This is a genomic window from uncultured Erythrobacter sp. (assembly GCF_947492365.1).
GTDB lineage: Bacteria > Pseudomonadota > Alphaproteobacteria > Sphingomonadales > Sphingomonadaceae > Erythrobacter.
Genome location: NZ_CANLMB010000001.1, coordinates 2,257,577 through 2,269,955, shown reverse-complemented (window position 1 = coordinate 2,269,955; position 12,379 = coordinate 2,257,577). Strand labels below are relative to the sequence as shown.

11 protein-coding genes are annotated in these 12,379 nt (G+C 61.2%); 5 read left to right on the top strand and 6 right to left on the bottom strand.

What is annotated here, in order from left to right; translation table 11 throughout:
- The first annotated feature begins 4 nt into the window (after window positions 1-4).
- The 3 genes from Q0887_RS10815 to Q0887_RS10805 all read left to right on the top strand — a co-directional run bounded on the left by Q0887_RS10815 (window position 5) and on the right by Q0887_RS10805 (window position 1,812).
- A complete protein-coding gene (locus Q0887_RS10815; RefSeq protein WP_299194909.1) occupies window positions 5-235 on the top strand; it encodes an HIG1 domain-containing protein in 231 nt (76 codons plus the stop codon).
- A gap of 48 nt (window positions 236-283) precedes the next feature.
- Window positions 284-859, top strand: coding sequence for a cob(I)yrinic acid a,c-diamide adenosyltransferase (locus tag Q0887_RS10810; RefSeq protein ID WP_299194907.1), 576 nt, complete (start codon window positions 284-286; stop codon window positions 857-859).
- 83 nt (window positions 860-942) lie between these two features.
- Window positions 943-1,812 (top strand): 3-hydroxyacyl-CoA dehydrogenase NAD-binding domain-containing protein, encoded by an 870-nt coding sequence (locus tag Q0887_RS10805; RefSeq protein WP_299194904.1) that lies wholly within the window; start codon window positions 943-945, stop codon window positions 1,810-1,812.
- Between the two features lie 20 nt (window positions 1,813-1,832).
- On the opposite strand, the gene Q0887_RS10800 is transcribed toward Q0887_RS10805, so the two are convergent.
- A complete protein-coding gene (locus tag Q0887_RS10800; protein WP_299194901.1) occupies window positions 1,833-2,315 on the bottom strand; it encodes a hypothetical protein in 483 nt (160 codons plus the stop codon).
- A gap of 66 nt (window positions 2,316-2,381) precedes the next feature.
- The gene (gene mutS, locus Q0887_RS10795; RefSeq protein WP_299194899.1) at window positions 2,382-5,012 is read right to left on the bottom strand and encodes a DNA mismatch repair protein MutS; all 2,631 of its coding nucleotides are present in this window, start codon (window positions 5,010-5,012) and stop codon (window positions 2,382-2,384) included.
- A gap of 140 nt (window positions 5,013-5,152) precedes the next feature.
- Between mutS and Q0887_RS10790 the strand changes: the two genes are divergently transcribed.
- Window positions 5,153-7,414 carry an NADP-dependent malic enzyme gene (locus Q0887_RS10790; protein WP_299194897.1) on the top strand — a complete coding sequence of 754 codons (2,262 nt, stop codon included), beginning with the start codon at window positions 5,153-5,155 and terminating at the stop codon, window positions 7,412-7,414.
- Here Q0887_RS10790 and Q0887_RS10785 read toward each other — a convergent pair.
- The 3 genes from Q0887_RS10785 to Q0887_RS10775 form a co-directional block, all read right to left on the bottom strand.
- Window positions 7,411-8,115, bottom strand: a complete 705-nt coding sequence (locus Q0887_RS10785; RefSeq protein WP_299194894.1) for a site-2 protease family protein — start codon at window positions 8,113-8,115, stop codon at window positions 7,411-7,413. The two genes, Q0887_RS10790 and Q0887_RS10785, sit on opposite strands and share 4 nt — an antisense overlap.
- A 9-nt stretch (window positions 8,116-8,124) precedes the next feature.
- Window positions 8,125-9,348 (bottom strand): DUF917 domain-containing protein, encoded by a 1,224-nt coding sequence (locus Q0887_RS10780; RefSeq protein WP_299194891.1) that lies wholly within the window; start codon window positions 9,346-9,348, stop codon window positions 8,125-8,127.
- 61 nt (window positions 9,349-9,409) lie between these two features.
- Window positions 9,410-10,111: a tRNA (guanine(46)-N(7))-methyltransferase TrmB gene (locus Q0887_RS10775; RefSeq protein WP_299194889.1), complete on the bottom strand. Its 702-nt coding sequence runs from the start codon at window positions 10,109-10,111 to the stop codon at window positions 9,410-9,412.
- A gap of 116 nt (window positions 10,112-10,227) precedes the next feature.
- Between Q0887_RS10775 and Q0887_RS10770 the strand changes: the two genes are divergently transcribed.
- On the top strand, window positions 10,228-11,436 hold the full coding sequence (locus Q0887_RS10770) for a mechanosensitive ion channel domain-containing protein (protein ID WP_299194885.1): 1,209 nt from the start codon (window positions 10,228-10,230) through the stop codon (window positions 11,434-11,436).
- A gap of 173 nt (window positions 11,437-11,609) precedes the next feature.
- On the opposite strand, the gene ctrA is transcribed toward Q0887_RS10770, so the two are convergent.
- A complete protein-coding gene (gene ctrA / locus Q0887_RS10765) occupies window positions 11,610-12,305 on the bottom strand; it encodes a response regulator transcription factor CtrA (RefSeq protein WP_299194884.1) in 696 nt (231 codons plus the stop codon).
- Between the last annotated feature and the right edge of the window lie 74 nt (window positions 12,306-12,379).

Below are 12,379 nucleotides of genomic sequence, written 5' to 3'. Positions count from 1 at the left end.
CTCCATGAACTACATCCTCATCCCTGTCCTCATCGTGCTTTGCATTCTCGTGGTCGTATCGCTGGTGCGCGGCATCATCGCCTTTTTGAAGACGACGAAGGTCGATCTGGAAACCGGCGAAGGCGAAACCGTCACCGATATGCAGCTGATGCAGAACAAGGCGATGTTTGCGCGTATCAAGTATCAGTTTGCCGCGATTGTGGTTGTGGCGGTGCTGGCGCTGCTTGCCAACTAAACGCGCCAACTAGACGCACAGGCCATAGGCGGTCATAGGATCAGGCCGATGGTAAAACTCAACAAGATATACACCCGCACCGGCGATGACGGCACAACCGGCCTTGTCGATGGCTCGCGTGAGGCAAAGCACTCGGCTCGGATCGCAGCAATCGGCGCGGTTGACGAGGCAAACAGCGCAATCGGGTTTGCAATCTGCGGGTTGGAAGACGAGGCGCACCGCGCGCTCCTCACCCGTATCCAAAACGATATGTTCGATCTGGGCGCAGACCTCGCCACGCCAGCTGCAAATGGCGATTTTTCGCCTTCGGAGATGGTCCTACGGATTGTCGACACCCAGACACTTTGGCTTGAGCAGCAGATTGACGCATTGAACGAGGCTCTGGAGCCGCTCACCAGCTTTGTGCTGCCTGGCGGCAGTGAGGCTTCGGCACGCGTTCATCTGGCCCGTGCGACGACCCGCGCCGCCGAGCGTTATATGACCGAGCTTGCGGAAGGCGCCGACGTCAATCCGGCCGCGCTCGCCTATATCAATCGCCTGTCCGACCTGCTGTTTGTCTTGGCCCGCGTGCTCAATGACAATGGCAAGTCAGACGTAAAGTGGGTGCCCGGAGCCAATCGCTAGCCAACCGCTAACGAACAGCTAGCCACAGGCAGGCTTCCCCGCTAGGGCACGCGCCTTGCTGCACTTGCGAAGGGAAGAGAGCCATGCGCAATATCGCCGTTATCGGAGCCGGTCAGATGGGCACCGGGATCGCCCAGACAGTCGCCGCCCACGGGATGAAGGTGATGCTGTCCGACATCGACCTTGCAACCGCTGAAGCGGGCAAAGGCAAGATCGAGAGCGCGGTTGCCAAGCTGGTCGGGCGCGGCAAGATCGAAGCCGATGCCGCCGAGGCGCTCCTGTCCAAGATCACCCCCGTTGGCGACTACGCGCCGATGGCCGAGGCTGATCTCATCATCGAGGCGGCGACCGAGCGCGAAGAGATCAAGCTCAAGATTTTTGAAGCTGCTGGCAAAGTCCTTGGCGCAACCTCGATCATGGCGTCGAACACCAGCTCGATCCCGATCACGCGGATGGCCAACCACTCGCCTGATCCGGAACGCTTTATCGGTCTGCACTTCTTCAATCCGGTGCCGGTCATGGGCCTGATCGAAGTGATTCCCGGCCTTGCAACCGCGCAAGTCACGACCGACCGCATCACCGCCTTCGCCGAAGGGCTGGGCAAGCAGGTCGTCACCAGTCAGGACGAGCCCGGCTTTGTGGTCAATCGCATCCTGTTGCCGATGATAAACGAGGCAGTGTTTGTGCTGGGTCAGTCAACCGCCGGGATCGAGGATATCGACAAGGGCTGCCGGCTGGGCCTCAATCACCCGATGGGCCCGCTTCAACTGGCCGATTTCGTCGGGTTGGACACCTGCCTCGACATTATCAACGTGCTCTACCAGACCACCAAGGACACCAAATATCGCCCGGCGCCCTTGCTGGTGAAGTATGTCGAAGCAGGGTGGCTTGGCCGCAAGACTGGTCGCGGCTTCTACGACTATACCGGCGAAGCGCCCGTGCCGACGCGGTAACTAGCCGACGCGCAGACGCGTCAGTCAGCGATAGAGATTTCCGGATTGTCATTGCCGCCGCGCGGCGGATCGAGCGGCGGTGCATCGGGTGAGGCACTCGATCGGACACGCGCGCCTGATGCTGCTTCGCTGCGCGATGCGCTGGACCTGGCCTGCCGAGGTGCACCCGAAGTTTCGGGCGAGTAATCGCCAAAAGCCGGTCCGGCCATCTCGTCGCCACTGCTTGATTCGTTCCACCCGCGATTGCTGGCGGTGGACGTCGCGGCATCGCTCCAGTCATCACCGAAATCTTCATCGTCGCCCGCTTCGGCCCAACTGGTTGCGGGAGCAGCGGCTTGAGGCGCGCTTGGAGCCTCTACCACGTTGGCCGTGACTTCCTCGGGCTGGGCATCGCCGCCAGGAACGAACATACCTGCACTGAACGAGGCGGCGATTGCGATGGCAATCGTCACACCGGCAAAGCCCAGCGCGGCTTTCGGATTTGCAAACATGCTCTTTGACATGTGTGCGTGCATAGCGAACAGACAGTTAAAGTTTGGTGCAAGCCCGCGAGGAGGCGTGTTTTTTCCTCAATCGAGCCCGCGTTTGAGATCATAAAGCAGGTCCAGCGCATCGCGCGGGGATAGCGCGTCGAGATCGGCATCGCGCAGCCGCGCTGCGGTGGCTTCCTCGGGCGTTGGTTCGGCCTCGACCGGAGCCGCCGCTGCGAAAAGCGGCAATTCGCCCAGACCCGCTGCAAGTCCGCCGGTTTCGCTGCGGGCTTTTTCCAGCTTTTCAAGCACTTGCCGCGCTCGTTCGACCACAGGCGCGGGCACTCCGGCGAGCTTCGCGACAGCCAGTCCGTACGATCGGTCGGCTGGCCCTTCGGCAAGTTCGTGGAGGAGCACAAGGTCGCCCTTCCACTCGCGCGCGCGCACATGGTGGAGCGAGAGATTCTCGCACGTCTCGGCTAGCCGGGCGAGCTCGTGATAATGGGTTGCGAAGAGGCAGCGGCACCCGATCCGCGAATGCACCGCTTCGACCACAGCCCATGCCAGCGCGAGACCGTCATAGGTTGATGTGCCGCGTCCAACTTCGTCGAGGATGACGAAGCTGCGCTCGGTTGCTTGTGCGAGAATGGCGGCGGTTTCGACCATCTCGACCATGAAGGTGGAGCGCCCGCGCGCAAGATTGTCCGACGCGCCGACGCGGCTGAATAGCCGGTCGACCAGCCCGATCCGCGCAGATTTTGCCGGAACAAAGCAGCCTGCCTGCGCCATCAACACGATTAACGCGTTCTGACGCAGGAAGGTCGATTTGCCGCCCATATTCGGCCCGCCGATCAGCCAAAGACGGTCATCGCCGCGCAAAGCGCAATCATTGGCGACAAAGCGCTCACCCGATTTGTCGAGCGCAGCTTCGACCACCGGATGCCTTCCGCCCGTGATCGACAGTCCTTGTGTCTCGTCGATTGCGGGGCGGCACCAGTCGCCTTGCGACGCGCGCTCGGCATTGGCGGCGCCCACATCGATGCGGGCAAGAGCGGCGGCGGTTGCGGCGATGGCTTCGCGCGCAGTGCTCACTTCGCCGACCAGCTCCTCGAAATGCGCTTCTTCGGCAGCAAGCGCTCGTCCGCCTGCTTCAGAAATGCGCGAGGCTTCTTCGTGCAGTGCGAGCGAGTTGAAGCGGACCGCACCTTTCATGGTCTGCCGATGGGTGAAGCCGCTGTCAGCCGCCATCAGGGCGTCACCATGCCGGCTGGGCACTTCAATGAAATAGCCGAGCACGCCATTATGCTTGATCTTGAGCGAGGCGATGCCCGTCTCGTCGCGGTAGCGCGCTTCCATCGCGGCGATGGCTTTGCGCGCATTGCCGGAGATAACGCGCAGCTCATCGAGGCTCGCATCGTAGCCTTCTGCAATATAGCCGCCATTGCTTCGCTCAGTCGGCGGTGAGGCCACCAACGCGCGCGAAAGTAGGTCGGTGAGCGCGCCGTGTCCGGCGAGATGCGGCAGCAGCTTGTCGAGCAGGGCAGGCCGGTCGGCTTCGCGGGTCAGCCAGTCCTGCAGGCGGTAGGCCTCGCCCAAACCGTCGCGGATCTGGCCGAGGTCGCGCGGGCTGCCGCGCCCTGCGACTATCCGGCCCAAAGCGCGGCCAATATCGGGGAGCGCGCGAAGCACATCGCGCAGATTGGCGCGCTCGATCGGGCGGTCGTGCCAGAATTGCACTAGCGCCAGCCGGTCTTCGATTGCCGCAGAATCAAGCAAGGGCGAGGACAGATCTTCAGCCAGCAAGCGCGATCCCGCTCCGGTCGAGCAGCGATCCAGCGCCGCTATCAGGCTGCCCGCGCGCGCGCCGTTCTGGCCCTCGAGGATCTCGAGGCTCCCGCGCGTCGCTTCGTCCATCGCCATTCCCGCCGCCTCGGCCCGCAGCACTGGCGGCAAGAGCAGCGGTAATGTCCCGCGACCGACATGATCGAGATAAGCGATCAAACCCCCGGCAGCCGAAAGCATGGCGCGAGAAAAATCGCCAAAGCCATCGAGCGTCGAAACGCCGTGCAGCGACTTCAGCCGCTCCGCACCCGCATCGCTCGAAAAAGCGCTTCTGGCATGGAAGGCGGTTTCATCGGGGCCATGCGCCCAGTCTTCGGGCACCACAATTTCGGTCGCGCCGAGCCTCGCGAGCTCGGCTCCGAGCATTTCAGGCGGGCAATCGGCGAGGACCATTGCGCCAGTTGAAATGTCGCAACTGGCGATGCCGATGCTGCCCCGCACCTCGGCCAGTGCGACCAAGAGGTTGGCACGCCGCGGCTCGAGCAATGCCTCTTCGGTTAGCGTGCCTGCGGTGACAAAGCGCACGATATCGCGCGCGACCAGCGCCTTGGAAGTCGGTTTGCCTTCGCGCTTGGCGCGGGCCTTCGCCTCTTCAGGTGTCTCGATCTGTTCGGCAATCGCGACCCGCTGGCCTGCCTTTATCAGCCGCGCCAGATAGCCTTCCGCCGAATGGACCGGCACCCCGCACATCGCGACCGGCTGCCCGTCATGCTCGCCGCGCGAAGTCAGCGCGATGTCGAGGATGTCGGCGGCTATCTTTGCATCCTCGAAAAACAGTTCGAAGAAATCGCCCATCCGGTAAAACAGCAAAGACCCGCCCGCCTCATGCTTGAGCGCAAGATATTGCTCCATCATCGGAGTGGGTTTTGAGGAGGCGGAAGCGGCCATTGGCAACGGTAAGCCAGTCCGCAGACGATTCGGGAAGAGAGCGCGCGAGCTTTTCAACGCACTTTGGCCTCTATCTTCTCGATTGGGAGCAAGCTAGACCATGCAAATGGTGCAATTGGTGGATTTCTCAGGGGGCAATCATGGCAGACGAAAATAGAGGCGGCTTTACCAGCCGCGAGGCGCTTTTTTATCACGAATCGGGCCGGCCCGGTAAGATCGAGATTGTCGCGACCAAGCCGATGACGACGCAGCGCGACCTTAGTCTCGCTTACTCGCCAGGCGTGGCCGTTCCGGTCGAAGCGATTGCCGAAGACCCCTCGCTTGCCAACCGCTACACTGCCAAAGGCAATCTGGTCGCCGTTATCTCCAACGGTTCCGCGATCCTCGGTCTCGGCAATCTGGGCGCGCTCGCCTCCAAGCCGGTGATGGAAGGCAAGGCGGTGCTGTTCAAACGCTTTGCCGATGTGGACTCGATCGACATCGAACTCGATACCGAAGACCCGCAGGCATTCATCGACGCGGTCGCGCTGATGGAGCCGAGCTTTGGCGGGATCAACCTTGAGGATATCAAGGCGCCCGAGTGCTTCATCATCGAAGCAGCTCTGCGTGAGAAGATGAACATTCCGGTCATGCATGATGACCAGCACGGCACCGCGATCATCACCGCCGCCGGCCTGCTCAATGCATGCCATCTCACCGACCGTAATATCGAAGATGTGAAGGTTGTAGTGAATGGCGCGGGCGCTGCCGCGATTGCCTGCACCGCGCTGATCAAGGCGATGGGCGTTCGCCACGAAAACGTCATCATGTGCGACCGTTCCGGCCCCATCACGCCGGGCCGCGACAATGTCGATCAATGGAAAAGCGCGCATGCGGTTGCGACCGATGCGACCTGCCTCGAAGAAGCGCTCAAGGGCGCAGATATCTTCCTCGGTCTGTCGGCTGCCGGAGCGCTCAAACCCGAATGGGTGGCGGAGATGGCGGATAAGCCGATCATCTTTGCGATGGCCAATCCGACCCCGGAAATCATGCCGGACGAGGCCAAGAAAGTCCGCCCCGATGCGATCATTGCAACCGGGCGCAGCGACTTCCCCAACCAGGTCAACAATGTGCTGGGCTTCCCGTTCATCTTCCGCGGTGCGCTCGACGTGCAGGCCACGACGATCAACGAGGAAATGAAGGTCGCAGCTGCGACTGCGATTGCTGAACTCGCGCGCGAACGTGTGCCTGAGGAAGTGGCAAGCGCCTATGGCAAGAACCAGAAGTTCGGCACTGACTACATCATCCCCGCGCCCTTCGATCCGCGCCTGATCGAGGTCGTCTCTTCGGCAGTTGCCAAAGCGGCGATGGATTCAGGGGTTGCGAAAAGCCAGATCGACGATTTCGAGGCTTACGGCGTATCGCTCCGCGCGCGTCTAAACCCGACGACTTCTGTCCTAACCGGCGTCTACAACGAGGCCAAAGCCAACCCCAAACGCATGGTCTTTGCCGAGGCCGAAGAGGAAGTGGTGCTGCGCGCCGCTATCCAATATCGCGATTTCGGGCTGGGCAATCCGATCCTTGTGGGCCGGACCAAGGCGGTGATGAACAAGCTGCACCAGCTTTCGGTTTCCGATCCGGGCAGTTTCGATATCCAAAACTCGGCCGACAGCAGCCATGTGCCGCAGATGGTCGACTATCTCTACAAACGCCTCCAGCGCAAAGGCTATACTGAGCGCGATGTGCGCCGGATGGTCAATCAGGAGCGCAACGTCTTTGCCGCGCTTCTGGTCGCGCTTGGGCACGGAGACGGCATGATCACCGGCCTCACCCGCACATTCGCGCAATCGGTGCGCGAGGTGAATATGGTGCTCGACAGGAAAGAGGACTGCCTTCCCTTCGGCATCCATATGATGATCGGCAAGAACCACACGACGTTCCTCGCCGACACCACCATGAACGAGCGGCCGAGCTCGTCCGAGCTTGCCCATATCGCCAAGGAAACCGCTGCGGTCGCGCGTCGCATGGGTCACGAGCCGCGCGTTGCGTTCCTTTCCTATTCGACTTTCGGCAATCCCTCCGGACAGTGGCTCAGCAATATCCGCGATGCGGTGGCGATCCTTGATGAGGAAAATCCGGGCTTCGAATATGAAGGCGAAATGGCACCCGACGCCGCGCTCAATCCGCGCGTGATGGAGCTCTATCCCTTCAGCCGCCTGTCGGCTCCGGCGAACGTGCTCATCATGCCGGGCCTGCAATCGGCGAACCTGTCAGCCAAGATGCTGCGCGAGTTGGGTGCAAACACCACGGTTGGCCCGATGCTGATTGGCATGGAGAAGCCGGTCCAGATCGTCCCGATGACAGCCGCGGCGCCGGATGTGTTGACCTTGGCAGCTCTGTCGAGCGCGGGGGTGGTTGGCTAACGCCAGCGCAAGTGCTCGAGGATGATCGCTCCATCGCTGCCCTTATAGGGGAGCAGGTTGAGCACGCCTGATACGATCGAGACTACGATTAGGAGGTTGATCAGTGCGGTGAACAGCTCGTGGCGATCGCGTGCACAGGCGCGGTCTTTCGTTTCGCGTACAATCGCGTCGATCTTTTCCTGACTGGGCAAAAACTGCGCAGGCCTGTCGCTCATTGGGGGCTGCCCTTCTTCTATTGCTACGATTGGCGACATGGCGCTTGACCGCTCGGCAGGCGCATCCGCTGGCCAAACGTTGATCGCTAGCAACAGCAACGCCGCCGTCAGAAAGTTTGCCGCAGGCCCGGCGGCAGCGATGGCGATCTCGTCGCGGCGTGTGCCAAAATCGCCGGGAAATGTGTAGTTTACATAGCCACCGATATCGCCGCTCGGGACATAGCGCATGAAGGCGAACTTCCGCTTCAGGGGTAAATAGCTAAAGGGAATGACGGCGATGGTGTTGATCTCGGCACCGCGTTTGAGCGCTATCCATGCGTGGGCGATCTCGTGGATCAGGGTCGCCACGAATCCGGTCGCCCAAATGGCAGCGAATACACTCAAAGGGCCGTCGATTGCGTCGGACGAAGCGGCGGCGATTAACACCACCAGCGAACCGATGAGGAAAGCAGCGGAAACCGCGAATTGGATGAATTTGGCTTTCAAGGGCCGACCTTACCCCGCCAGCTCTTCAATCGGCACATAGTCGATGTCGTATCCGAAATAGCGCGGAGAGAAGACCGCGAGGCCTGCATCGCTGCGCCATAGCGGGTCGCAGCGAAAGCCGAGCACGGCGACACGCTGTCCGCGCTCGTAGCCGGGATTGACGATCCCATCGCCGCTTTCGATGTCGATGATCGAGATCAGGTCGGGGCAGGTGGCGATCACTGCTCCGTTGCGGCGGGCGACGAGATGCTCGTTTTTGACGTCGCTGGCGAAGCTTTGCCCTGCGAACTCTCCCGTTCCGCTGAGCCGCACCTCGCCGACGAGAAATCCGTCTTCATCGCGCCAATCGAAGCCAGACACTGTGCCGGTGAAGAGCAGGTAGCCATCACCCGCTGCGCGCGCGGCTTCGACCGGGTTTTCGCCCGCGGCAATAGCCTCGCGCACGGCTCTGCCAATGCTCATTGCAAGTCTGAGGCTTTCGGTGACGAGTGTGCCTTCCGCCTTGGCCTGCGCCCCCGTGATGGGACTGTCGGTGACACCGCATTCGCGGCTGACAACGGCGATGCTGCGCAAGATGTCTTCGGCGCGGGTCGGGTCGCCGAGCGTTTCGACGATCATCTCATCTCCGAACGGGGTTGCCGCTCCGATGGGGGTCAGCGGGAGACCGGCAACCTTGACCGAGTGCTGATTGATCTCGGGCACTGCGCGCCCGACCGTGTCGGCATCGAGCGCAGGCACACCAAGGCGCGCGGCGGTGGACAGACCTTCGGCGAGGCTAAGCGGGCCGATCTCGCCCATGATGACGCCTGCAAATTTCTGGCCGATATGGCGTTCGAGCGCTTCGAAAGCAGCCTGCACCGGCATTTCAACCGGGTTCTCGATTGCGTCGAGGCGCGCCTGCATATCCTCGCTCGTTTGCGCGAGGCTGGCGAGGCCATAGGGACAGGCGACCCGGTCGCTATCCGCCAAAGATGCAACCGGCAGCATCGTAAAAGCGAGGCCAGCGGCAAGGTCGCTCGCGATCAGCTCGCGCGCTTCGGAGAGGCTGCCGCCGCCGCCTGTGCCGAGATAGGAACTGCCGACCAGCGCATCTTCGAGCGCGGTGGCATCGAGCGCGACGGCGCCTTCATTCGCCGCAAGAACCGACCCTTCGCCGGTCTCGATCTGCCTGCAAGCGGCCAGCGCTCCCGTAGCTATCACCAACCCGCCGAGAAATTGCCGCCGTGATGCCATGATTATTGTCCCCTCAATTCAATTGGAGCGAGACTGACGCTTAGGCACCACAAATGCAAATCTAGCGGCGCTGGAAGCGGAAATACCAGACTTCGTGGTCAAAAACCTCGCGCGCCTTTTGTTCGTAGCGCGTTTCGCACCAGCCGCTGGGGCGGTTCTGCCAGTTTGCGGGGCCTTCAACGACCCATTCAAATTCATCGGTAAAGCGCTGCATCACCATCAGTGCGTGGCGGACATAGACCGCGTGATCGGTGCCAAAGCGGAACTCCCCGCCCGGTTTCAGCTTGTCCGCGATCAGCTGCACCGGCCCGTCATTCATCATTCGCCGTTTCGCATGGCGCGCCTTCGGCCAGGGATCGGGGTGGAGCAGATAGGCCATAGTCAGCGCGCCATCGGGAATGCGTTTGAGCACCTCAATCGCATCACCGTGATGGATGCGGACATTCGCGAGCCGTTGTTCCTCGACATGGGTCAGCGCCTGCGCGACCCCGTTGAGGAAAGGCTCTGCGCCGATGAGGCCGTGATTGGGGAGAAGATCGGCGCGATAGGCAAGATGCTCGCCCCCGCCAAAGCCGATCTCGAAGTGCAGCGGGCAGTCCTCTCCGAACAAGCCCTCGGCTGTAACCGGCCCTTCGGTAGGCACAGCAATCTTGGGCAGCAGATTATCGACCAGATCCTGCTGACGCACGCTCAGGGGCTTGCCGACGCTGCGGCCATAGAGCCGGCTGAGGGTGGTAGGATCGCCTTCTTTGTATGCAGACATGCGCGCGGCGCTAGTCGCGGGAGGCGCTGCCTGTCCAGTCAAACTGCGCGTCTGGCGAAAGAATTGTCGACTGCGCCTTGAGGGTAGGGGGCACCTTCCTCTATCGCGCGAAGCCTATGGAACAATTGACCACCACATTTTACGCGCAGCCGCTCTGGGCCCAGACAATTATCGGGCTGGCACTGCTCGCATTCGCCTCGCTCGCGCTCAATTATGTGCTGAAGCATGTGATCCTGCGCCTCGCCGCGCCCTATCTCGACCGCAAGACGAAGACGATCGACAAATCCGCGACATGGCTCGCCACCGCTGCGCCGCTGCTGGTGATTTCGCGCGGGATTGCGCTCGTCCCCAACCTCCCGGCAGAGGTGTACGACCTCGTCCGCAATGTCGCGCAGGCGCTGATCGTACTGTCGGTGGCGATGGCGATTGTGAAGGCGCTGTCCTACGCGAACGAGCTCTACGAACGCCTGCCGCGCTCGCGCAATCGCCCGATCAAGGGCTATGTGCAGGTCGTCAAAATCCTCGTCCTGTGCGGCGCGGCGATCATCCTCATCTCGGTTCTTATCGACCAGTCGCCGCTGCTGCTGCTTTCCGGACTTGGCGCAATCACAGCGGTGTTGCTGCTGGTGTTCAAGGATACGATCCTGAGTCTGGTTGCCAGTGTTCAGCTCACCACAAATGACATGCTGCGCGTGGGCGACTGGATCACCATGCCGAGTATGGATGCCGATGGCGATGTAATCGATATCTCGCTCCACACGGTGAAGGTGCAGAATTTCGACAAGACGATCACTACGATCCCGACCCACCGGCTGGTTTCCGATGCATTCCAGAACTGGCGCGGCATGGCGGAATCGGGCGGGAGGCGGATCAAGCGCAGCATCGTGCTTGACCAGAACACGATCCGTTTTCTCGACGATGAAGAGGTGCTGGACCTTAAGAAGTTCAAAATGCTCAAAACCTATCTCGCCGATAAGCGCGAGGAGATTGCTGAATGGAATGCGCGCGAGCTGGACGGTGAGGACGCGCCGGTTAATGCGCGCAGGCTCACCAATATCGGGACCTTGCGCGCCTATATGATCGCCTATCTGCAATGGCATCCGCGCATCGGCGACGGCTTCACGATGCTGGTGCGTCAGATGGCGCCGGGGCCGCAGGGCGTGCCGATAGAGATCTACTGCTTCACCGACACGACATCATGGGGCGAATACGAGAATATCCAGGGCGACATCTTCGATCACCTGCTGGCGATTGTGCCGGAGTTTGATCTCGCGCTGTTTCAGGAGCCCACGGGTCGGGATATGTCGGCGGCACTGGCTAGATAGCTCTCACCAAGAAAAAGCCCGGAGTCCAACTTAATGGACCCCGGGCATTCCCCCAAATTCTGGTGGCGTCACCAAACGGATCGCTTGCGATCCGCAAGGCCGACTGGCCGCCGCGCGGTTAGCGCGAGAGCCAAGGGGCCGGATGGCCCCGCCGGCGCCTGAGGCGCAACAAATTACGCGGCTTCGGCTTCGTCTTGCGGATCGCGCAGCACATAGCCGCGGCCCCAGACGGTTTCGATATAGTTTTCGCCGCCGCATGCATGGCTGAGCTTTTTGCGCAGCTTGCAGATGAAGACGTCGATGATCTTGAGTTCAGGCTCGTCCATTCCGCCATAAAGGTGGTTGAGGAACATTTCCTTGGTGAGCGTAGTGCCTTTGCGCAAGCTGAGCAGCTCGAGCATCGCATATTCCTTGCCCGTGAGGTGGACGCGGGCGCTGTCGACTTCGACAGTTTTCGCATCGAGATTCACGGCGAGTTTGCCGGTGCGGATGATCGACTGGCTGTGACCCTTCGAACGACGCACAACAGCGTGAATGCGCGCAACCAGCTCTTCGCGGTGGAAAGGCTTGGTCACATAATCGTCCGCGCCAAAGCCGAATGAGCGGATCTTGCTGTCCATTTCGGCAATACCCGAAAGGATCAGAACCGGCGTTTGCACTTTGGCAACGCGCAGCTTCTTAAGCACGTCATAGCCGTGCATGTCCGGCAGGTTCAGGTCGAGCAGGATGATGTCGTAATCATACAGCTTACCCAGATCGAGGCCTTCTTCGCCAAGATCGGTTGCGTAGACATTAAAGCCTTCTGTGGTGAGCATGAGCTCGATGGCTTTCGCCGTTGTCGGCTCGTCCTCAATCAAAAGCACTCGCATTTCCGGTCCCCTAATTGCCCCAATGTGGCGGACATCAATTGCGTGGTAACGCCTCGTAAAGAGATGTTGCCCTC

What these genes read in the sequence shown, in the direction of transcription:
- Q0887_RS10780 (WP_299194891.1), bottom strand. Translation starts at nt 9,348, where the DNA reads ATGGCATCACGGCGGCAATTTCTCGGCGGGTTGGTGATAGCTACGGGA.
- Q0887_RS10810 (WP_299194907.1), top strand. Translation starts at nt 284, where the DNA reads ATGGTAAAACTCAACAAGATATACACCCGCACCGGCGATGACGGCACA.
- Q0887_RS10800 (WP_299194901.1), bottom strand. Translation starts at nt 2,315, where the DNA reads ATGTCAAAGAGCATGTTTGCAAATCCGAAAGCCGCGCTGGGCTTTGCC.
- mutS (WP_299194899.1), bottom strand. Translation starts at nt 5,012, where the DNA reads ATGGCCGCTTCCGCCTCCTCAAAACCCACTCCGATGATGGAGCAATAT.
- ctrA (WP_299194884.1), bottom strand. Translation starts at nt 12,305, where the DNA reads ATGCGAGTGCTTTTGATTGAGGACGAGCCGACAACGGCGAAAGCCATC.
- Q0887_RS10770 (WP_299194885.1), top strand. Translation starts at nt 10,228, where the DNA reads ATGGAACAATTGACCACCACATTTTACGCGCAGCCGCTCTGGGCCCAG.
- Q0887_RS10790 (WP_299194897.1), top strand. Translation starts at nt 5,153, where the DNA reads ATGGCAGACGAAAATAGAGGCGGCTTTACCAGCCGCGAGGCGCTTTTT.
- Q0887_RS10775 (WP_299194889.1), bottom strand. Translation starts at nt 10,111, where the DNA reads ATGTCTGCATACAAAGAAGGCGATCCTACCACCCTCAGCCGGCTCTAT.
- Q0887_RS10805 (WP_299194904.1), top strand. Translation starts at nt 943, where the DNA reads ATGCGCAATATCGCCGTTATCGGAGCCGGTCAGATGGGCACCGGGATC.
- Q0887_RS10815 (WP_299194909.1), top strand. Translation starts at nt 5, where the DNA reads ATGAACTACATCCTCATCCCTGTCCTCATCGTGCTTTGCATTCTCGTG.